Raw genomic sequence first — 20,720 nt, 5'->3', positions numbered from 1 at the left:
TTGTCCTGGGCTTTTTTGTATTTTAACGAGGTAGTCTGTATGCTTGGGCTACTGGTATTCCTGTATTTAAGCTCTGCGTCCACAGTCCTAAAGCTAGTTTCTCATTCGTTTAAGCCTCTGGCTTATCAGCTTGGCAAAGCTGAGTGCATGCTCATTATCCCCGTGTATACAGATGCTATCGGCCTTCAGTCGTAACCAGGCTCCATCGAGTGTCGGTAGCGGTTCATTCGCGAGTAACAGCTCAACCTGTGACATGGCTTGAGCATCGTCCTCTATCACGGCGCCCTTCATCTGTCTGGGAGCCAGGCTGGCGTTGGCTAAATATCGCCGATCGGCGAAGGCTTCTTCGATCACATCGAGTCCTTGGTGTCTTGCCAGTTGCACCAGAGGGCTGGCTGCTAAGATCATCAGTTTTAAACTTGGATCTATGCGTTTTATGGCATTAATCAATACTAGGCCTAAATGCTCGCTGAACGCTGCCTGGTTATAAAGCGCACCGTGAGGTTTCACGTGGAACAATTTAGCGCCTTGGGAGTCACATACGGCTTTTAATGAGCTGATTTGTCGTTCGAGTGTGCTCGATAGTGCTTGGTCAGAAATGTCCATGGGCAGACGGCCAAAGTTTTTACGATCGGGAAAGCTGGGGTGAGCGCCAATGTTAACCCCAGAGGCTAGCGCGAGTTTCACTGTGGTCTGCATACTTGATTGATCGCCGGCATGACCTCCGCAGGCGATATTGGCCGAAGTGATCACTCGCAGCAGGGCCGCATCATTGGCGCCACCTTCACCTAAGTCGGCATTGAGATCTATCGGGTAAGCTCTTGGACTCGATGACATGATTGACCGCCTATTGTTAGTTGTAAGCAAGAGTCCTAAACAATTTTCTGTTGCTGTCATCATGAATTTATTTCAGAATTTAGCTTTTAAACTCGTCACCCTCTAGCTTTTCTTTAGCCCGAAGCTAGTAACTCGAGACCTTCTTAGCTATTAGTATCTATCGCTCTTTGGAGGCGATAAAAATACTGCTGCCATTCATAGTTCGCGTCTTCCGCCTGATTTGGACTCACGTGAATAAATTGCAATTTTTGCCCTGGCCTTGTCTGCGCTAGCTTCCAGAGATCGGCTTCAATCACTGTGGCTATCTTAGGATAGCCACCGGTCGTCTGACCATCGGCTAGCAGGACTATGGGCTGACCCGATGGCGGTACCTGAATGGTGCCAGGCATCACAGCATGTGAGTTTAAGCTTTGTGCTTGCTCTAAGTCTAATGCCTCACCGGATAAACGTGCTCCCATGCGGTTACTGTCGTTAGAGACTTGCCACTGACTAGTCCAGAATACTTTACGTGATTGCTGGGTAAACAGGGCCATTTCGGGCCCTGGTAGGGCGCGTACCTCATTAGAATAAGCTCTGTGCACCGCGCCAATAGGCTTAGAAAGTGAGTGTTTCTCTCCTAAGGGGAGATGATCCCCTGCCTTGAGGGCGCGACCTTGGTGGCCGCCTAGTTCGGCGGCTATGAGTGTCGATCTCGATCCCAAAGCAATAGGCACATCTATGCCGCCATCGACGGCGAGATAGCCGCGCATTCCGGATTTTGGTCCTCTTAAGGTGAGGGTTTCTCCGGCGTTAATCTTGCTGCGCCAGCCATGCCATATTCCCCTAGTGCCTATCTTGATCTCATAGTCGGCTCCCGTCAGGCTAAACCAGGCATCACGGTGAAATTTGAGCTCCAATGTTCCCGCCGTGACCTCGAGGCCTGCAGCGTTATCAGGATTAGCGACTAAACGATTGGCCAGCATCAAGGCTTGTGGATCTAATGCGCCCGAGACTGATACGCCTATGTGACGATAACCTGTGCGTCCCAGATCTTGAACTGTGGTGTGAAATCCGGGAGTGAGTACCTCTATCATCTGGGGGACGCCTTATGGTTGGCTGTAGCTTGGTCCGAATGAGTGTACTTGGGACTAGATTGCTCTGGAATAGCTTGCTCCAAAATCGGCGGCTCTGAAATAGAGAGCACCGAGACAAACTGTACCCTGTCTCCGGGGGCCAGCAGGGCACCATGCTCAGATGCCGAATCGAATAGTGTCAAGGTGCTGCGGCCAATCAGCTGCCAGCCTCCAGGAGACTGAGCCGGATATATACCCGTCTGTTCACCACCAATACCGACAGATCCTGCAGGAATCGATAATCTAGGCGTTGCCAACCTTGGGGTAAAGAGTCGCTTATCCAGCCCATCTAAATAGGGGAAGCCGGGCTGAAAACCCAGGAATAGCACCTTGTATTGAGCCGAGGTATGTATCGCTATGACCTCTTGCGGAGTGAGTTTGTGGTACTCGGCAACAGCATTAAGGTCTGGCCCATATTCCCCACCATATTGGACCGGGATCTGGATGAGCTTACCTGGCTTGTCTTGAACCCGTTCATTGGTCCAAAGCGTGTTGATTTGATTGCTCCAGAAGGGGATTTTTTTACTGTCTTTGAAAAAAAACGTGAGATTATTATTACCCGGCACAATATCGTCAAAGTCAGCACTGATTCTGCAAAGATCCGCTATGTGCCAAATTTTTCTCTGTATCTCCAGCCTGCTGCTTGAGGCCGATAGAGAGGCACAATCCAGTACCAGGGCTTTTTCACCGAGGCGGAATAACTTAGGTCGCAGTATGTCGGTCATGGTGTGTTTTTTATCTATTGCAGTAAAGGATCAGCATAATACTTATCAGCTAGTTTGGCACGCTTGTTAATCGATGCTGATCTAAGCCGAGATGAGTTTGAGGTGTTACACGAGCAGCTGAAAGAGATTTAAAGGAACAAGCCTCAGCAAGAGCCGAGGCTTGTTAAGTTTCTAGTTCCTTATTCTTAGCATTTAAGCGTTAGGAACTAGGCCCTTCTTACTGTAGCAAAGATATATCCGCCGCATGGAGGAACTGCTCGCGTAGACTCGAAAGCAGGGCTAAACGGTTGTTCTTCAATGCTTGGTCATCGACCATCACCATGACGTCTTCGAAGAAGGTATCCACGCTCTCACGTAGATCAGCCAGAAGTGCCAGTGCTTCCTGATAGTTTGCCGAGGCAAACAGTGGCGCCAGTTTAGGCTGAAGCTGCTTGAGCTTCTCTGCCAGTGCCTTCTCTGCGGTCTCAGTCAATAAGCTAGCATCGATACTTGCCGGAATATCACCCTCTACTTTAGCCAGGATATTAGCCACGCGCTTGTTAGCGGCGGCCAATGCCAATGCCTGCTCCAGCGTCCTGAAGTGAGCCACGGCCTTGATACGACTATCGAAGTCGGCGGGTGATGTTGGGCGACGAGCCAGTACGGCTAAGATCACGTCGACGCTAACGCCTTGATCTTGATACCAGGCGCGGAAACGGCCCATGAAGAACTCGAGGACCTGTTCGGCAGTGGTATCATTCGTTAAGTTACTGCCATGTAGTGCCTGTGCCTTAGCGATAAGGTCAACCAGATCCAGTGGCAGGTTATTCTCGACGCAGATACGTAAGATACCGATAGCGGCGCGGCGCAGTGCGAATGGATCGGCTGCGCCCTTAGGTGCTTGGCCAATACCGAAGATACCTACCAGAGTATCCAGCTTCTCAGCTAAAGCGACACAGACAGAAATTGCTGCCGTAGGCACGGTATCGCCGGAAAACTTAGGCTTGTATTGCTCTTGCAGAGCCAGAGCAACGGCATCAGTCTCACCATTTAGGCGTGCGTAATGCATGCCCATGGTGCCTTGAAGATCGGTGAACTCCATGACCATGTTGGTCATAAGGTCTGATTTACACAGCAGGCCTGCACGAGATGCTTCCTCGGCATTGGCATCTAGGCTGTTGGCGATAAACCCCGCCATTGCTGAGATGCGTTCGACACGTTGCTTAATCGTCCCCAGCTGCTGCTGGAATACCACGGTTTCTAAACTCGTCAGGCGAGCCTCTAGAGAGGTCTTCTTATCTGTTTCGAAGAAGAACTCGGCATCGGCAAGGCGGGGACGAACCACCTTCTCGTTGCCGGCAATAATCTGCTGTGGATCTTTAGATTCGATATTGGTGACAAAGATAAAGTGAGGCAGAAGTTGGCCCGCTTTGTCGAATACCGGGAAATACTTCTGATCGCCTTTCATGGTGTACACCAGGGCTTCAGTAGGTACGTCGAGGAATTTCTCTTCGAAATTAGCCGTCAATACCACAGGCCATTCCACCAGAGAACAGACCTCTTCGAGCAGCTCGTCTTCAAGATCGGCAATACCGCCAATCTTAGCCGCAGCCGCCTCGGCATCTGTCTTGATGATGGCCTTACGGACCTCGTAGTCGGCGAGTACCTTGCCTTTTTCTTCCAGGGCTGACAGATAGTTATCGGCGTGATCTAACTCGAAGCTGGCTTGACCCATGAAGCGGTGACCACGAATGACGCGATCTGACTCTATGCCCAGTAGCTCACCGGCAATGATCTCACTGCCAAGTAACATGGTCACAGTATGCACGGGACGGATAAACTGAGTGCTGTTGTTACCCCAGCGCATAGGCTTAGGGATAGGTAACTTATCTAAAGAGCGCTGCGCCATGGCGGCAATAAGGCTCTTAGTCTCGACACCAACCACCTTTGCCTGGTGCAGTAACCATTCGCCTTTATCCGTTTTTAAACGGCCGGCTTGTTCAACAGTAATACCGTTACCACGAGCCCAGCCCATGGCTGCTTTGGTTGGGTTTCCGTCGGCATCGAAGGCTTGTGCAACGGCGGGTCCACGTTTTTCAACCACCTTGTCAGCCTGGGCTAAAGCAAGTTGCTTGATGCAGATTGCTAAGCGGCGTGGCGCTGCATGCCAAACTGCAGACTCAAAGTTGAGCTCCGCTTTTTTTAGTTCGTCGGTAAAGTTGCTAAGAAAAGACTCAGCTAACTTACGTAATGATTTTGGAGGCAGTTCTTCTGTGCCTACTTCAATCAGTAAGTTTTCAAAATTCATTTGTTATTCCTCTACTTACACATTGGGAAGCCGAGAGCTTCACGTGATTGATAGTAAGACTCTGCTACACCTTTAGCCATGGTACGAACACGTAAGATATAACGCTGACGTTCAGTAACTGAAATAGCATGGCGCGCATCGAGCAGGTTAAATGCGTGAGAGGCCTTCATGACTTGCTCGTATGCTGGCAGTGCCAGCGGCTTTTCCAGTGTTAGTAGATGCTGGCAAGCTTGCTCACAGTCATCAAAATTTCTGAATAACACTTCAACATTAGCGTGTTCAAAGTTATAAGCTGACTGTTCAACTTCGTTCTGGTGGAAAATATCACCATACATAATCTTGCCCATTGGGCCGTCTGTCCAGACTAGATCGTAGACGTTATCGACTTCCTGAATGTACATAGCGAGGCGCTCAAGACCGTAGGTTATCTCGCCAGTAACAGGCTTACACTCTAATCCACCCACTTGCTGGAAGTAAGTGAACTGTGAGACTTCCATGCCGTTTAACCAGACTTCCCAGCCAAGACCCCAGGCACCTAGAGTCGGTGACTCCCAGTTGTCTTCAACGAAGCGTACGTCATGAATGTTCATGTCGACGCCTGCGGCTGCTAAAGAGCCAATATAAAGCTCTTGAATGTTATCTGGAGACGGCTTTAACACTACTTGAAATTGATAGAAGTGTTGTAGGCGATTCGGGTTGTCACCATAACGGCCATCCGTAGGACGACGACTAGGTTGAACATATGCACAGCTCATTGGCTCCGGGCCTAATGCTCGTAAGAAGGTCATAGGGTGGAAAGTACCCGCGCCTACTTCCATGTCCAATGGTTGAACAATTGCGCAACCTTGCTGCGCCCAGTACTCCTGCAGGGTCATAATGAAACCCTGGAATGTCTTTACGTCATGTTTCGTCGTCATGTCTAGTGTCTACGCCGTCAGGATGATACCAATACCTTGTCTAGATGCTCATTGAGCCACTAGAGCTAGCTTGGAAATATAAAAATGGTTTCGATTATACCTTGTAGAAATACGCATATGTAGGTTATTTTTTATCTGCTAAAGTAAATACCGTGAAAAACTCAAATTAGGAGTAAGTCCATGGACAAGAAGCGCTGCGGCTGGGTCGGCAATGAACAAATTTATCAGGATTATCATGATCATGTTTGGGGCCGGCCCGTGTACGACAGTCAGGAGCTTTTCGCCAAACTCTGCCTCGATGGTCAGCAGGCGGGTCTTGCCTGGATCACCATTCTCAAGAAGCAAAAAAACTATGAAGCGGCATTCGCCAACTTCGATCCTGCTGTGATAGCCACATTCGACGATGCCAAGGTCGAGGAGTTACTCCAGGATAAGGGCATAGTCAGAAACCGGCTCAAGGTTAACTCGATCATCAAGAATGCTCGTGGTTACATGGCCAACTTTTCTGACACCAAGAGTGAGCCGGCTAACGACTTTGCTGAATTTCTCTGGAGCTTTGTCGGCGGCCGGCCGATAGTGAACCACTTCGAGTCCATGGAAGACATTCCTGTGCATACCCCAGAATCTGAAGCCATGTCTAAAGCATTGAAAAAAATGGGTTTTAACTTCGTAGGGCCGACAATCTGTTATGCGTTTATGCAGGCTGTGGGAATGGTCAATGATCATGCAACATTTTGTTTTTGTTATGGTAAATGTAATAAAGAAGGGAGGGTTCCTAGATTCTAGATTCTAAAAAGAGAGTGTTCCACGTGGAACACTCTTTTTCTGTTTTACCTTGGCTGCTTTTTTACATCGCGAAGCGAAATCAAATTATTTTTTAGCTTTTTATGTCAAAAAATAATTTTCATAGAATTAAAGTTTGGCAGTAAAGTTAGCCAGATTTTAAAATTCAAAACAGCAATTAACGTTCAAAGAAGAAAGGTTTTCTCTCCTTGCCTCTGTTTTTGGATCCACCGTTTAGCTGGTTCATGGTTTCGGCATTATAGAGTTTGCCGTTGACCATGGTATAGGTCACTCGATCTGTGACTCGAATATCCGCGAGTGGATCACCATCGATGACGATCAGGTCGGCAAGCTTGCCTGGCTTGATCGAACCTAGTTGATGATCCATGGCGAAGTGCTTAGCCGGATTGATGGTTGCTGTCTTGAGCACCTCGAGATTGCTCATGCCACCCTGGGCAAACATCCACATCTCCCAATGAGCGGCTAAGCCTTCACGTTGACCATGGGCACCTATATTGGGTTTAACACCCAGATCATTCATCTCATTGGCGACACGAGCTACATTGAAATGGTTGTAATGTTCATCCGGTGCGGTGGGGCGTCGCATGGATCTGGCATCCAAGAGGTCGCCTGGTACATACATGGACAGCCTTGGATGTGCCCAAACCTCTGTCTTATCGTACCAATAGTTTTCACCCGAGATCCCGCCATAGGCGACGACCAGAGTCGGGGTGTAACCGACTTCAGTCTGACTCCAGAGTTGCTTAATATCATTGTAGATAGAGGCCGCTGGTAATGAATGTTCGATCCCCGTATGGCCATCGACAATCATGGTCAGGTTATGTTGTAGCAAGCTGCCACCTTCAGGCACTACCATCATCTCGAGTTCACGCGCGGCGGCTATGACTTGTTGACGCTGATCACGACGTGGCTGGTTATAACTCTTCACACTGAATGCGCCGACTTTCTTCAGACGTTCCAGGTGGAATTTGGCATCCTCCAGTGAATCTATGTGAGATGTGTAGCCGGGACCATTGGCGCCATAGAGAATGGTACCGGTCGAGAAGATACGTGGGCCGGCAATATTACCCGCTTTCTGTTGCTCGGAAGCGGCGAATATCTCTGTGGTATCGTTAGACGGATCATGGATTGCCGTGACACCTAAGGACAGGTTCGAGTAGAGTTCCCAGTTTTGCTGAGGGATAATTTCATCTTCACCTTGTGCGCCATGTGCATGGGCATCGAATAGGCCTGGCATCAAGGTCTTGCCCTTGATGTCTATGACTGTCGCTTCACTGGGAATTTCCGTAGATGCGTCCCCGACAGAGATAATCTTATTGTCCTTGACGATCACCACACCATTCTCAATCACCTTGTCATCTTCCATGGTGATGATCTTGCCACCGACGAAGGCAATTGTTCCACGTGGAACATCCGCCTTCTGGGTGAATCCCAGGTCGGTGATCTTAGCTTCGACCTTAGCTATATCTGTTTTAGCTTGCTCATCACCCTTGGTTTTACGCTGATCTTTATATTCTGTATCTACTGGCATCTGATAGAGCTCTGGGCCTAAGGTCCAGTAGAGCTGATCGCTGTTGCCATTCCAGCTAATACTCTCACCGGCACGCACACTCAACTGGCTGACAGGCAAGTTATTTGCCTTGGGACCTATCTCTATGGTCTCGCCGTGCTTAGCGAATGGGGTCACCCAGACCTTGAAGCGTTCGGCGAAAGCGAGCTGTTTACCATCGGGAGATAGGCGAAATTCTGTGCCCAGCTTACTGGTGTAATGAACTCGCTTCTGGAAGCCATCTAGGTTTATCGAGGCGAACTCCGGCGTCTCGCCTTGATCCATAAAATAGACTCGGTCCGAGTCGGCACCAAACTGAGGCTGATAACCGTCTGGGCTGATACGGGTATTTTGTTTGCCCTTGATATCTACCTTATACAGTCCGGTATCCTGGGACCAGGTTTTCGGTGTGATATAACCGCCTCTAGCCTTGCGATAAACCACCAAGGATCCATCGGGAGAGAAGGTGGGTTCTACATATTTACCCGGCTCCTTGGTCAAAGTTTTACTGCGCTTGTTTCTAACGCTGACGACTTTAACCGTGCCTTGGTCCTGATCATCCCAGGTGGTAAATACCACACTTCTGCTGTCACGAGACCACTGGGGATACAGCTCCCTCAGATCTGAATCTAGCCTAGTTAGGCGGCTGTGCTTGTCAGACTTATTAGATAAGTTCTTAATCCACAGCTTGCCCAGGGCCTCATAAACGACTTTGTTACCATCGGGTGAAACCTGAGCCATACGCAGCATCTTGACGTCGAATACATCCTTATCTAGGTCTTGCTTGAAGCGAACCGCAGGTTGAACTGCCAATTCGGTTTTCACCGAGAAGGGGATCTGTTTAACTGATTTGGACTCAATATCCAGTTTGTTAATCTTACCGCCAGCCCAGAAGACTATCTGTTCATTGTCGGCGGTCCAACTCATGGTCGGATAGACACCGTGAATGGCCCAGGTCTCTTGCATGTCTCGGTCTAGATTGCCGTATAGCTTGTCTTTCTTGCCTGACTTGAGGTCGAGCAGGTACAAGGATGACTGGAATCCGTCACGCTTGATATAGGCTAGCTTAGTTCCATCCGGGCTAGGGGTAGGTCTTATGGCGCCACCTGTGCCCTGGACTAATACCTCTATGTCACCGGTTTCGGTATCGTAGCGTTTGATCTTATAGATGCCCTTGACCGAATCTTTCGAGTAGTGGAATGTCTTCCCCGGAGTGGCATCTTGGCTAAAGTAGATGTAGCGGCCATCCGGCGAGTAGGCGGGTTCGCCCAGATCTTTCTGCTCGTTAGGACGCTCGGTGAGCTTAACACCTTCGCCGCCCGCCACATGATATAGCCAGACTTCTCCGGCACCTAGACTGCGAGAACCTGTGTAGTGCTTACGTGCGACCAGGTATTGTGAATCCGGACTCCAGGCTGGACTATTGAGCAGGCGGAATGTTTCGTCGGTGATGGCTCTTGGATTGCCGCCATCGGCATCCATGATCCAGATATTGTCACCACCATTCTCATCCGAGGTGAAGGCGATATACTTACCATCTGGGCTGTATGTTGGTTGCATCTGCCAGGCTATGCCTTTGGCTAATACTTTGGCTTCACCACCTTGCATGGGGATTTGATAGATATCACCTAGCATGTCGAACACGATAGTCTTACCATTGGGGCTGACGCTGATATTCATCCAGGTGCCTTCGGATACATCAATCTTAACCTGTTCAAATGGCGCATTAGCCGGCGCATTGACCTGCCACTTAGGTTCCTTGTCTGAGGTCGATTCGCTCGCCATCATTGGCAAACTTAAGCTAAGTGCGATTGCTGCACATAGCGGGGTTAACGTATGTTTCATCATTTTAATCCCTGATTTATTCTTCTAACCTAAAAACGTTTGGCAATAATTATTCTTGCTTGATTGTGCCGGACTTTTCTTAAAGCGAGATGAGTTGTTATTTTTGTGATGCTGGTGTTTATACCTGTTAATTGCACCTGTCTTTTATCGCATATTTAGGGGACTGATAAAACCAATATCGTGTAGCAAATTGTGAATTTGATTGGATTCAAGGCTTAGTCTACCTAGTATCTTATAGATATATTTTGCGGCGGGTGTGCAGATCGTTTTGAGAGTACGTTTATAGACGAGTTTAATGTATGGGGCTTGCTGCTAGTATGAAGTGATTATGGAGATAACGCTAGGAAGAACAAGAGCAGCAGAGTCGAGCTAACTCGATGCACAGAGCTCAAGCCTGTCATCGAATCTGCTTTTGCCGGTAGGTTTGGTTTAGCTCAGTAGAACGGAATCACCTGCATTGATCACCGCATCGTTCAATACCCGGCAGGTGACGCCGCCGCGCCAATCTGGTCTTAATGCAGCTTCGAGTCCGGCATGGGCTAGTTCCATCTTCTTGCATGGATCTGTCTCGCCGGTGATCTCCAGTTTGAGATCACCTACCTTAAGTATCTTGCCCACATGTGCGGAAGAAAAGCTCAGTCCTTCCACCAGTAGATTAGCTCTACGAGTCGTCCAGGGTAGCAAGGTGTCTAGTTCATCGCAGACGGTTTGCCATTGCTCCTTAGACATTACTGTGACTTGTCGTTTTCCTGGTCGGCCGCAGAAATCCTGTTCGACTCCATGGGAGCAGGTGACACTTGCCTTAGTCACGAGTGTCATAGGCTGCTGTTTAATGGGTTTAAATCCGATGGCAATCAGTTTCGACATAGATGATTCCTTTCTCTAGTTATGGCTGCTGAGTTCAGAGCCCTTTCTGAATTAGATACTGATAAGGCGTTTTATCTGTGTTACTCGAGACTAGCTTATGATCCATAAATTCACAGAAGCTGGGGATGTCCCGTGTAGTGGCAGGATCATCGGCGATGACCAGTAGGGTCTCGCCGGCATCCATCTTGCGGACTGATTTACGTACCATCATAACTGGCTCCGGACATCTCAGCCCAATAGCATCAAGGTGATGGTCGGCCTGGTTCATGCCATCGATAATCGTATCACTCACTCGGTCGCTCATAATTCCTCAACCATATATCTGCCATCAAACCTACTGCGGATCAGAGGTGAGGCGTGCTTGTAAAGAGTGACTAATATTACTCCAGCAAAAAGTTTTATCCAAGCTCTGAGGGAGATTTTGTGAGATTGGATCTAGATGGAACCTATAATCTCGACTCACTCGTGAGGGGAGAGATGTGTGCCTTAGTCATCAGTTGTAACTGCTCTGGTGCTAGTTCGATATCTAAACCTCGTTGACCGCCGCTGACATATATTTGTGGGTGATCTTGTGCACTGATGTCCATGTAGGTCTTGAGAGGTTTCTTCTGCGCTATTGGGCTGACACCTCCCAATTTGTAACCCGTGGATCTCTGCACATCATCGGCATTGGCCATGGTGGCTTTTTTCGCTTTCGCCGCCTTGGCTATGAGTTTCATACTGAGTTTGGAGGCGACGGGAATAATGGCAACCACAAGCTGTTTGCCATCGAGTTGAACGACTAAGGTCTTAAATACCTGTTCGAGTTGCAAACCTAATTTTTCTGCTGCTTCTAAGCCATAGGAGTCACAACCCGGTTGATGGTGATATTCATGAATGGTGAAGTCTATCTTGGCTGTCTTTAGTGCATCGATAGCAGGCGTCATGCTGGTTTTTGCTCTTCGCAAACTTGCTCATTCAGCTTTAATTTCATCACAAGTACATCGACTCCATAAAAATTGGTGAAGCATAGTTTTGACAGATTTTGATTAATTGTTCAAGGGGAGGTCGATCTGTTTGTGGGAAAATTTTCAGGAACTTGCAGTGGAGATGTTCCACGTGGAACAAGTGTTATATAAAAAAGCCTAAGCAAGAGTGCTTAGACTTTTTTAGGTCATCTTGAGCATGTTATCGAGTGCCACAACATTTGATGGCGATTTAATCATTAGTCCAGTTAGCGCATAGGTAATGTTCTCAAGACGATACAATTGTCTTAACTTGTAGCGACTCGCTGTGCTATTGTTGCACCTGTTAATGCTTGCTTGGTTTAGTGGTAAGTCTAGGGAAGGAGTCACCGACATGGATACTTGTACTGCCGAATCAGTTGGCAAGGCTAGTTTTTGGAGTAAATTACAGAGTGTAGCCCTGACTGTGGTCGCAGTCATGTTATCTCTGGGACAATGGAATGATGCTAAGGATGCGCTTAGCTCGGCCTATGCAGCGTTCGTAGCAAATTGGACCAACGATATTGAGTTTAAACAAATATCGACACTACATGTGGGCCAAACCCAAGCTTATGTCACCAGTGTTTTTGGCACTCCCCAGGCATCGAAGAAATCCAAGTCAAACCTAGATGTGAACTTTTTCTACTATGGTCATAAGAAGTACCAACTGACTCTCGCCATCAAGGATGAGCGTTTGTCAGGTTATGCCGTGGTGGGGCTAAGTCCAGATTTCCAAGTCTCCATTCCCTACACAGACAAAGCCCTATTATCGAGCCAGATAGAGAGTCATTTCAGTCAGGTGGAAACCTACTATAGTGATGCAAACAACCTAGAGTATTACGCCGAGTCACACGATTTAGGTAAGAGCGTCATGTTTTATAACCTGATTATAGGCGCGGTAAACTATGGGCATTTTAGCCATAGTGACCAGTCAAAAGTCAGTGATCTTAATGCTGAATTAGACCTAGGTGTTGAAGATGTCAGCGTATCGTTAGCTGCCAGTAGGCAGCTAGAAGCTAATTATTTTGCAATTACTGAGCTTGACCCCCAGGTGATGGTGGAAGGTTTACTGACCCATTTTGAATATAAAACACTGCTAAAAACCCAATAAATTCAAGGATGAAATATGAATCTAAAATTTGTCGCTATGCTCTTGGCGGGCACGCTAGTCGCTGCGTGCCAATCCACCAGTCAAACACCGAATTGGTATCTAAACCCCGACATAACCAAGCCCACGGAATTGGTGGCGGTTGGGCAAGCCATATCTCTCGATAAAGCCAAGCAAAAAGCCATGAGCGCCTTGAACCAGCAGCTGTGGACAGAGGTGAGATCTACCGGTAAAAGCCGAAACATCGCTAATAATATCAATGGTAAAGAACACTACCAGCAAGTGAACGACTTCACCGTGAACACCAAGACGTCAGCACTGGTGCTTAATGGCGTCACGTTCACCAAGGCCCAGCAAGTTGGCGATATCTTCTTTGTTGAGGCTAAGATTGATAAGGCGAATATTAACGCTCAACTTATCGCCGATATTAGCCAATATAATGCACTCGCCCAGTTTGAAATCGATACGCTGGCGCAGACTGACGCCTTAGTCTGGTGGTTACGCAATGCAGATGTGAGTGAGCGAGAAGTGAATATGGCCAGTCGGCAATCTATCTTGTCAGCACTGTCAGGTGCCGAATACGACACGCCGGTTAATGTCATAGTTGAACTCAAAGATAAAGTCGCTCGAGTGCATGCCAGCATTAGGGTGCTCATCTCCGCCGATAAACAAGCACAGTGGATGAAAGAATCAATAACCCGATACCTAACGGAATATCACATTCAGGTTGTCGACAGTAACACTGATGCGTTTACCCATCGATTAATTCTAGACACAGATTGGCGCAACACGCATTTAGCCGATATGTACATCTCTACGGTTCAAGTCAACCTTATCTTGAAGAATAACGCTAACCTGGTTGTTGCCAGTAATGAAATCATTGCCAACGCCAATTCAGTAACCAGTTTTGAACGTGCCAGTGAGGGGGCTTCTCGTCGTTTTTCTACTCTATTGAAGCAGCAGGATTTTTGGAAAGCTTTAGGGCTATAAATTAAATTTTAATATTTGTAATGGATGATATATGTTAAAAAGAATAATTGTTTCGCTGGCCGTGTTAGCCACACTGACCGGCTGTCAGTCAACCGGTCAACATGTTTGTTCTGCGTCTACTAGAGTAGAATTACCTGAAAGTAATCATGTAGTAAATGGCACTTCGAATACAAAAGTTGTGGTGTTTGAGCCTGAGCTAAAATTAGATACCAAGACGGCTAAACGTATTACAGCATCCTTTCATCAAGCATTAATACAGCAGATCGATGTGACCGGTTCTCAAATTGTCGATCGTGACTTAGCCAAGAAATTAAAGACGGAGTTACAAATTGCAGAGGCGAGTGGACGTTACAGCTCAGAGGGTGTACCGATTGCTGACTATGCGATATTTACAGATATTGGTGTGGCAAACTTTTCGCGTGAGTTTCAAGCCGCCCATACCTCCTATGACCCGATAGCAGACAAGCGTATTTACGTCGCTGCGGCATGTGATTTTAAAGCGACCATTGAAGCCAGTACCCGTACCGTATCCTTACCTGACATGATAACAATGGAACAAATACAGTTTGTTGGTGATCAGAGTTTCTCTTTCGACACCACTAACTCTCGTTGCCCTATCTCCCAAGATCAAATCAACAGCATGATCGCTAAGGCAGCCAAGTATGCAGTGACGCGTAACGATGACTTGAAAAACTTGCTCGCACCAAGAGCGAGCGTGGTAGAAATGCGTCAATGTGATACTGGAACCATGGTGCGTATCGATATGGGAAGTAAAAATGGTGTTATGCCTGAGTGGGAGGTGGACTTCATCACCCACGAGAAAGTGACCAACTATGCCGGTGATATAGAAGTCGAGACCAGTGGTTATGGGGAAGGCGTGGTGATCAATAATGCCGAGCACGGTATTAAACCTAATCATGCATGGGTCATTATCGATAACGACATGGCTGGCAAGGTAAAACGTGGTGATACGATAAAAGTTAAGTTTGAGAGTACATGTAACTCAATGGGCTCATTTTTTGCTAGCTTTTGTCATGACGTGGATGAAAAAATCTCGGATATTAGCTTAGGCGACTTCATAAAATTTTAAGGGAATATGATGAAAAAAATATTGATCACAGCAGGTGTAATGGTGGCTCTAGCCGGTTGTCAGAGTAATGACACGGTACAAGATGTTGAGCAACTCGACTGTTTTTATCCGGATGCTGCCACCATGAGTGCGCCGCGTTGGGTGTGTGATGTTATGCCCCATGGCATAGAAATTGGGGCCGTCGGTTATGCAAAAAAGAGTGTGGCAGGCTTGAGTATCATGCGTGACATAGCAACCAATGATGCCCGCGCTAGGTTGGCGCAGCAGTTTGAGTCAAACGTGAATACCTTATTTAAGCAGGCGACCCAGGCTAGCATCATATCGACCACAGACAGGGTGTCTGAAGACGTTAATGAATACTTTGAGTCTGTGACTAAAAACGTGACCAGTCGAACATTATCTAATAGCCGAGTGATAGTGACTCAGCGTAGCCCAGGTGGTGGACTGTACACCTTAGTCGGCATGGATAAAGCGACTTATGATGACAATATCGCCAAGGTTGTGGCTGCTGCAGGTAAGAAGGATCCCGCATTATGGAACAAGTTTAATAACAACAAAGCCGCCGAAGAGTTAGATGCTGTACTGTCTTCATTACAAAAGCTTTAGTACATAGGCAAGAGGGTAAGATCCGCTCTCCCTCTTGCCGAGTTCTGTGGGTGCTATTTTTATGTCATTAAGAAAGGATTCAAAGATGAAGACTCGTTTAACAGGCTTAATGGCCTGCTTATTATTGAGTGTACCCTCAGCGGTTGCTGTCGATAGGTTTTCAGAGCTCGATGCTGAAATAGACAAGGCTAACTTTACCCAAGCGCAAACAGAAAGGGAATATCAGGATTTTGTGTTTGCCTATATGGCAGAATATGAAAGTTGGCGGCTAGAGTATTTACAAGAATTTGATCAATATCGCGCCGAAATCATCGAAAAATGGGGGCTAGGAGATGTCTCTGAACGCCATAAAAACGTAGAGTATTCGGCCGATAAGAGGGTTAAATCTATTATCGATTATGAAAATAATGAAGTCAGGGTATCGATACTCGTCGATCTGAACGTATCGGATGAAGACGCTAAGGCGGAGCTCAGCAAACAGGTGCAGGCGTTAGTCGATAGCGCCGATTCGAATGTTTCTAAGGTGATCACCGCGGTAGAGCCCGAGGCCGTTGCTGAGGTCAAGATCACGCCGGTTACCTTCTCCGTCGACAATGAGCAACAAGCAAAACAACTTATCATTGCGCAAACCAAGGCTCAATTAAGGGAGATTGATAAGGAGTCCGATAAGACCCAGCTGACCAAGACTGACAATCTCTCGATCGACATCATTGAGCAGGTGTCGCTGCAAAAGAAGAAAAAACTGTTAGCGGTCGCAAGAGAACGTCTGGTGACGTTGGGTAAAGATTATGAGCAACAAAGAGCGCAACAAACTGCCCGATTAACCCAGAAGAAGATTGTAGAGTATAAGGTTAACTTGCCCAAAAATGGACTGAGTTCACGCGCGAATGCTGTCATTGGTTTTGCCCAGCAAGAGGGCGAAAAGTGGCACATATCAAGTGCGCTTATTATGGCGGTGATCCACTCAGAGTCGAGTTTTGATCCTAAGGCTAGATCACCCATTCCCGCCTATGGATTGATGCAAATAGTGCCCACGACTGCGGGTTATGATGTCAATAAATTGGTGAGAAAGATTAGCGCGCCGATGTCGTCCAGGGACCTGTATGTTCCGGTTGTTAATGTGGCAACGGGCGCGGCATACCTCAATATCCTCAATAAGCGCTATCTCAAGTCTATTGAAAATGACCAGAGCCGATTTTACTGCATGATTGCGGCGTATAATACCGGTGCCGGTAACGTGGCGAGAGCCTTTAATGATGACGGCGCTCGCAACATCAGAAAAGCGGCTAAGGTGATCAATCAAATGAGTCCGGATGAGGTTTACCAGCATCTCTTAGACCATCTCCCCTATGACGAGACCAAGCACTACCTCGAAAAAGTCAGTGGTCGAATCGAGTTATACCAACACATAATCTGAGTACAGGTATTGAGATAATAAAAAAGCCAGCTTCTGCTGGCTTTTTGTTCTAGCTTAAGAGGTTAAGGTCGTTCGAATATCGTTGCTATGCCTTGGCCTAAACCGATACACATGGTCGCTAGACCATATTTTGCATCCTTGCTTTCCATCAGGTTGATAAGCGTGGTGGAGATACGCGTACCGGAACAACCCAATGGATGACCCAGGGCGATAGCGCCGCCGTTGAGGTTAATCTTCTCATCGACAACATCCATCAGGCCTAGTTCTTTCACACAAGGTAGAGACTGGGCGGCGAAGGCTTCGTTGAGTTCGATAACATCGAGATCATCGATAGTCAGGCCTGCGCGCTCCAGTGCTTTCTTAGTCGCAGGTACCGGACCATAACCCATGATGGCAGCATCACAACCAGCGACAGCCATAGAGCGAATGCGGGCACGGATTGGTAAGCCTAAAGACTTGGCTTTCTCTTCTTCCATCACCAGCATGGCCGAAGCGCCATCGGACAGGGCCGAAGATGTACCGGCCGTTACAGTACCATTGACAGGATCGAAAGCGGGTCTCAGTCCTGACAGAGATTCCATGCTCGTTTCGGGGCGGATAACCTCGTCATGCTCAACCATGATCAAGGCGCCATTGGCATCATGACCTTCGATGGGGTGGATCTCATTGGCGAAGCGACCTTCGATCGTGGCTGCATGAGCACGTTGATGTGAACGTACCGCAAATTCATCTTGCTGCTCACGTGTGATGCCGTGCATCTTCCCTAGCATCTCTGCCGTAAGGCCCATCATGCCCGATGCCTTAGCGATATTACTGGCAAGACCCGGGTGGAAGTCGACACCATGATTCATAGGTACATGACCCATGTGCTCGACACCACCGACGATAAAGGTATCACCTTGGCCTGTCATGATGGCGCGCGCGGCTTGGTGTAGGGCATCCATAGATGAACCACATAAACGGTTAACGGTCACGCCGCCAATCTGCTTAGGCAGACCCGCAAGCAGTGATGCGTTACGGGCGATATTGAAACCTTGCTCCAGAGTCTGTTGCACACAGCCCCAGATCACGTCTTCAATGGTATTAGGATCCAGTTTAGGGTTACGCTCAACTAGGGCCTTCATGAGTTCGGCAGAGAGTGTCTCTGCACGTACATGTCTAAATACTCCAGCCTTAGAGCGGCCCATGGGAGTACGGATGCAATCTACGATAACTGCTTGTTTCATTGTTTTATTCCTTCCCACTTATTTAGACTGGTAGTAGCTGCCATTGTTTGCGGCAAGTTCACGCATGGCATCGGTTACTTGATATAGGCCACCTAGGTGAGCATATTTATCGGCGAGGGCGACGAAGTTTGCTACGCCCATGGTATCTAGGTAACGGAATACACCGCCTCGGAATGGCGGGAAACCTAGACCGTAAACCAGACCCATATCAGCTTCGGCAGGTGAAGCGATAATGCCTTCCTCGAGACAACGCACGGTTTCTATGATCATAGGGATCATAGTACGGGCGATGATCTCATCGGATTCGAATTGCTTAAGCTCACCGAATTCGGCGCCTAGCAGCTCATAGCTAACGGCATCGACATCTTTCTTCGGCTTGCCACGACGGTCGACCGAGTAAGCATAGAAACCCTTGCTATTCTTCTGACCGAAGCGCTTTGCCTCGAACATGATATCGATAGCATCTTTGCCGTCTTTGGCCATGCGATCAGGGAAGCCTTCGGCCATCACAGCCTGGGCGTGATGACCCGTGTCTAAACCGACAACATCGAGCAGGTATGCCGGTCCCATTGGCCAACCGAACTGCTTCTCCATCACCTTATCGATAGCGGCGAAATCAGCGCCGTCGGCGAGTAGGCCGCTGAAGCCTGCAAAGTAAGGGAACAGCACACGGTTAATGAAGAAACCCGGGCAATCATTGACTACGATAGGTGTCTTACCCATCTTGCTGGCGTAGGCAACAACAGTAGCGATAGTCTCTTCCGAGCTATGCTCACCCCGAATAATTTCAACCAGCGGCATCTTATGTACCGGGTTGAAGAAGTGCATGCCACAGAAACGCTCAGGCTTGTTAAGGGCCTTAGCCAGTAGGTTAATCGAGATGGTCGATGTATTCGAGGTGATGATGGCGTCGTCGGCAAGGTGCTGCTCAACTTCGGCCAATACCATAGCCTTGACCTTAGGATGTTCGACAACGGCTTCGACGACGAGATCGACATCTTTGACCGGGGTGTAGTCCAGCGTCGCCGTGATGTTATTAAGCACCTTGGCCATCTTCTCTGGTGTGGAGCGACCACGTTTAATCTGCGCCGCAAGCAGCTTAGATGCCTCACCCAGACCTAACTCCAGCGCTGGCTGTGCAATATCTTTCATGACGATAGGCGTGCCCTTGCTGGCGCTCTGGTAGGCGATGCCGCCACCCATGATGCCCGCACCGAGTACGGCGGCTGTGTCTACTTTCTTAGCCAGTTTACCGGCCTGCTTAGCCTTGCCCTTGACGAGCTGGTCATTGAGGAAGATACCAATCAATGCCTGAGCCACGTCAGTCTTGGCTAGCTTAACAAATGCCTGATGCTCTATCTTGAGGGCTTCATCTCGCTTAAGGTTTGCGGCTTGCTCTATGACGCTGATGGCTGTCATAGGTGCTGGATAATGCTTGCCCGCTATCTTGAACACCATGCCTTTCGCCGTGGCGAATGACATCATGGCTTCTAGCTTAGGCAGTGTAAGTGGTGCCTGCTTGCGAGCACGGCGGTTCTGCCAGTCGAGTTTTTCTGCGACGGCATCTTTAAGCATCTGAATCGCTGCAGCTTGTAAGTTCTCAGGTGCAACGATAGCGTCGATTGCGCCGACGTTAAGTGCCGCTTCGGGACGTTGGTCTTTACCGCTAGTGATCCACTCGAGGGCGTTATCTGTGCCGATTAGACGTGGAAGGCGAACCGTACCACCAAAACCTGGAAGCAGTCCCAGCTTAGACTCGGGTAGTCCCACTCTTGCCGTAGTATCGGCAATACGGAAATCGGTCGCGAGTACGGTTTCGAAACCGCCACCTAGTGCAAAGCCGTTGATGGCTGAGAGTGTTGGAAAGGGAAGATCTTCTAACTTATTAAATACGACATTCGCTGCCGCTATCCAAGGGAGTAGCACGCTATCGTCTTGGGCGAACAAGCCTAAGAATTCAGTGATGTCGGCGCCAACGATGAAGGCGCTTTTCCCTGACGTCAGGACTAAAGCTTGGATGTCTGAATTTTGCTTGATTGCATCGAGTGCAGCGTTAAGAGAGTCAATCGTTTCTCTATCTAGCTTGTTGACTGAGCCCGGTGCGTTAAAGCAGAGCCGAGCGATATTATTTTCAAGTAACTCAACCTGAATCGTAGGACTTTGGTAAATCATTGCTTGCTTCCTTTTGCGTGATACCCGTCTTAACTAGTAGGGGTTATTCTTCTATCTCAGCGCAGGTCATCATCTGACCAGTTACTACTCAGTGTGCGACGATTTTAGATAAATTACAACACCCAATTTAAACACTTGTTTGATTGTTGCTTGGGTGGCGGTATTTTTACGCTTTATGTTAGACT

Annotated in this window: 17 protein-coding genes; 6 read left to right on the top strand and 11 right to left on the bottom strand. The window is 48.2% G+C overall.

Features of this window, described 5'->3' with window-relative positions; genetic code table 11:
* Positions 1 to 93 precede the first annotated feature (93 nt).
* From pxpA to glyQ, 5 genes are all read right to left on the bottom strand, one after another.
* Positions 94 to 837, bottom strand: a complete 744-nt coding sequence (gene pxpA, locus HRU42_RS04580; RefSeq protein WP_295029162.1) for a 5-oxoprolinase subunit PxpA — start codon at positions 835 to 837, stop codon at positions 94 to 96.
* A 143-nt stretch (positions 838 to 980) separates the two neighbouring features.
* Positions 981 to 1,910: a biotin-dependent carboxyltransferase family protein gene (locus tag HRU42_RS04575; RefSeq protein WP_295029161.1), complete on the bottom strand. Its 930-nt coding sequence runs from the start codon at positions 1,908 to 1,910 to the stop codon at positions 981 to 983.
* Complete coding sequence (gene pxpB / locus HRU42_RS04570) at positions 1,907 to 2,674, bottom strand: 5-oxoprolinase subunit PxpB (protein ID WP_295029160.1); 768 nt, start codon at positions 2,672 to 2,674, stop codon at positions 1,907 to 1,909. Before pxpB ends, HRU42_RS04575 begins: the two co-directional genes overlap by 4 nt.
* 217 nt (positions 2,675 to 2,891) lie before the next feature.
* Positions 2,892 to 4,961: a glycine--tRNA ligase subunit beta gene (gene glyS / locus HRU42_RS04565; protein WP_295029159.1), complete on the bottom strand. Its 2,070-nt coding sequence runs from the start codon at positions 4,959 to 4,961 to the stop codon at positions 2,892 to 2,894.
* 11 nt (positions 4,962 to 4,972) lie between these two features.
* The gene (gene glyQ / locus HRU42_RS04560) at positions 4,973 to 5,878 is read right to left on the bottom strand and encodes a glycine--tRNA ligase subunit alpha (RefSeq protein WP_295029158.1); all 906 of its coding nucleotides are present in this window, start codon (positions 5,876 to 5,878) and stop codon (positions 4,973 to 4,975) included.
* Positions 5,879 to 6,058: 180 nt separating this feature from the next.
* Here glyQ and HRU42_RS04555 point away from each other — a divergent pair, with 180 nt between their 5' ends.
* Positions 6,059 to 6,664, top strand: a complete 606-nt coding sequence (locus HRU42_RS04555; RefSeq protein WP_295029157.1) for a DNA-3-methyladenine glycosylase I — start codon at positions 6,059 to 6,061, stop codon at positions 6,662 to 6,664.
* Between the two features lie 175 nt (positions 6,665 to 6,839).
* Here HRU42_RS04555 and HRU42_RS04550 read toward each other — a convergent pair whose 3' ends face one another.
* The 4 genes from HRU42_RS04550 to ybaK form a co-directional block, all read right to left on the bottom strand.
* Positions 6,840 to 10,079 carry an amidohydrolase family protein gene (locus tag HRU42_RS04550; RefSeq protein ID WP_295029156.1) on the bottom strand — a complete coding sequence of 1,080 codons (3,240 nt, stop codon included), beginning with the start codon at positions 10,077 to 10,079 and terminating at the stop codon, positions 6,840 to 6,842.
* 426 nt (positions 10,080 to 10,505) lie between these two features.
* Positions 10,506 to 10,943 carry an MOSC domain-containing protein gene (locus HRU42_RS04545; RefSeq protein WP_295029155.1) on the bottom strand — a complete coding sequence of 146 codons (438 nt, stop codon included), beginning with the start codon at positions 10,941 to 10,943 and terminating at the stop codon, positions 10,506 to 10,508.
* Between the two features lie 34 nt (positions 10,944 to 10,977).
* Positions 10,978 to 11,211 (bottom strand): sulfurtransferase TusA, encoded by a 234-nt coding sequence (gene tusA, locus HRU42_RS04540; protein WP_295029171.1) that lies wholly within the window; start codon positions 11,209 to 11,211, stop codon positions 10,978 to 10,980.
* A 178-nt stretch (positions 11,212 to 11,389) separates the two neighbouring features.
* On the bottom strand, positions 11,390 to 11,869 hold the full coding sequence (ybaK, locus tag HRU42_RS04535; protein ID WP_295029170.1) for a Cys-tRNA(Pro) deacylase: 480 nt from the start codon (positions 11,867 to 11,869) through the stop codon (positions 11,390 to 11,392).
* A gap of 412 nt (positions 11,870 to 12,281) precedes the next feature.
* Between ybaK and HRU42_RS04530 the strand changes: the two genes are divergently transcribed.
* From HRU42_RS04530 to HRU42_RS04510, 5 genes are all read left to right on the top strand, one after another.
* Positions 12,282 to 13,037 carry an ETEC_3214 domain-containing protein gene (locus tag HRU42_RS04530; RefSeq protein ID WP_295029154.1) on the top strand — a complete coding sequence of 252 codons (756 nt, stop codon included), beginning with the start codon at positions 12,282 to 12,284 and terminating at the stop codon, positions 13,035 to 13,037.
* Positions 13,038 to 13,052: 15 nt separating this feature from the next.
* Complete coding sequence (locus HRU42_RS04525; protein WP_295029153.1) at positions 13,053 to 14,024, top strand: LPP20 family lipoprotein; 972 nt, start codon at positions 13,053 to 13,055, stop codon at positions 14,022 to 14,024.
* A gap of 31 nt (positions 14,025 to 14,055) precedes the next feature.
* The gene (locus HRU42_RS04520) at positions 14,056 to 15,114 is read left to right on the top strand and encodes a hypothetical protein (protein WP_295029152.1); all 1,059 of its coding nucleotides are present in this window, start codon (positions 14,056 to 14,058) and stop codon (positions 15,112 to 15,114) included.
* Positions 15,115 to 15,123: 9 nt separating this feature from the next.
* Positions 15,124 to 15,720 (top strand): LPP20 family lipoprotein, encoded by a 597-nt coding sequence (locus HRU42_RS04515; RefSeq protein ID WP_295029151.1) that lies wholly within the window; start codon positions 15,124 to 15,126, stop codon positions 15,718 to 15,720.
* Positions 15,721 to 15,805: 85 nt separating this feature from the next.
* Positions 15,806 to 17,137 carry a transglycosylase SLT domain-containing protein gene (locus HRU42_RS04510; protein WP_295029150.1) on the top strand — a complete coding sequence of 444 codons (1,332 nt, stop codon included), beginning with the start codon at positions 15,806 to 15,808 and terminating at the stop codon, positions 17,135 to 17,137.
* 62 nt (positions 17,138 to 17,199) lie between these two features.
* Here the strand turns inward: HRU42_RS04510 and fadA are convergent, their stop codons facing one another.
* Both fadA and fadB read right to left on the bottom strand, forming a co-directional pair.
* Complete coding sequence (gene fadA, locus HRU42_RS04505; RefSeq protein WP_295029149.1) at positions 17,200 to 18,363, bottom strand: acetyl-CoA C-acyltransferase FadA; 1,164 nt, start codon at positions 18,361 to 18,363, stop codon at positions 17,200 to 17,202.
* Between the two features lie 18 nt (positions 18,364 to 18,381).
* Positions 18,382 to 20,535 carry a fatty acid oxidation complex subunit alpha FadB gene (gene fadB / locus HRU42_RS04500; RefSeq protein ID WP_295029148.1) on the bottom strand — a complete coding sequence of 718 codons (2,154 nt, stop codon included), beginning with the start codon at positions 20,533 to 20,535 and terminating at the stop codon, positions 18,382 to 18,384.
* Positions 20,536 to 20,720: the final 185 nt, after the last annotated feature.

This window comes from Shewanella sp. (genome assembly GCF_013214165.1).
Classification (GTDB): Bacteria; Pseudomonadota; Gammaproteobacteria; order Enterobacterales; family Shewanellaceae; genus Shewanella.
This window is presented reverse-complemented; position numbering and strand designations above follow the sequence as displayed.

Coding starts and splice junctions, on each gene's coding strand:
- pxpA (WP_295029162.1), bottom strand. CDS start 837: ATGTCATCGAGTCCAAGAGCTTACCCGATAGATCTCAATGCCGACTTA.
- HRU42_RS04575 (WP_295029161.1), bottom strand. CDS start 1,910: ATGATAGAGGTACTCACTCCCGGATTTCACACCACAGTTCAAGATCTG.
- pxpB (WP_295029160.1), bottom strand. CDS start 2,674: ATGACCGACATACTGCGACCTAAGTTATTCCGCCTCGGTGAAAAAGCC.
- glyS (WP_295029159.1), bottom strand. CDS start 4,961: ATGAATTTTGAAAACTTACTGATTGAAGTAGGCACAGAAGAACTGCCT.
- glyQ (WP_295029158.1), bottom strand. CDS start 5,878: ATGACGACGAAACATGACGTAAAGACATTCCAGGGTTTCATTATGACC.
- HRU42_RS04555 (WP_295029157.1), top strand. CDS start 6,059: ATGGACAAGAAGCGCTGCGGCTGGGTCGGCAATGAACAAATTTATCAG.
- HRU42_RS04550 (WP_295029156.1), bottom strand. CDS start 10,079: ATGATGAAACATACGTTAACCCCGCTATGTGCAGCAATCGCACTTAGC.
- HRU42_RS04545 (WP_295029155.1), bottom strand. CDS start 10,943: ATGTCGAAACTGATTGCCATCGGATTTAAACCCATTAAACAGCAGCCT.
- tusA (WP_295029171.1), bottom strand. CDS start 11,211: ATGAACCAGGCCGACCATCACCTTGATGCTATTGGGCTGAGATGTCCG.
- ybaK (WP_295029170.1), bottom strand. CDS start 11,869: ATGACGCCTGCTATCGATGCACTAAAGACAGCCAAGATAGACTTCACC.
- HRU42_RS04530 (WP_295029154.1), top strand. CDS start 12,282: ATGGATACTTGTACTGCCGAATCAGTTGGCAAGGCTAGTTTTTGGAGT.
- HRU42_RS04525 (WP_295029153.1), top strand. CDS start 13,053: ATGAATCTAAAATTTGTCGCTATGCTCTTGGCGGGCACGCTAGTCGCT.
- HRU42_RS04520 (WP_295029152.1), top strand. CDS start 14,056: ATGTTAAAAAGAATAATTGTTTCGCTGGCCGTGTTAGCCACACTGACC.
- HRU42_RS04515 (WP_295029151.1), top strand. CDS start 15,124: ATGAAAAAAATATTGATCACAGCAGGTGTAATGGTGGCTCTAGCCGGT.
- HRU42_RS04510 (WP_295029150.1), top strand. CDS start 15,806: ATGAAGACTCGTTTAACAGGCTTAATGGCCTGCTTATTATTGAGTGTA.
- fadA (WP_295029149.1), bottom strand. CDS start 18,363: ATGAAACAAGCAGTTATCGTAGATTGCATCCGTACTCCCATGGGCCGC.
- fadB (WP_295029148.1), bottom strand. CDS start 20,535: ATGATTTACCAAAGTCCTACGATTCAGGTTGAGTTACTTGAAAATAAT.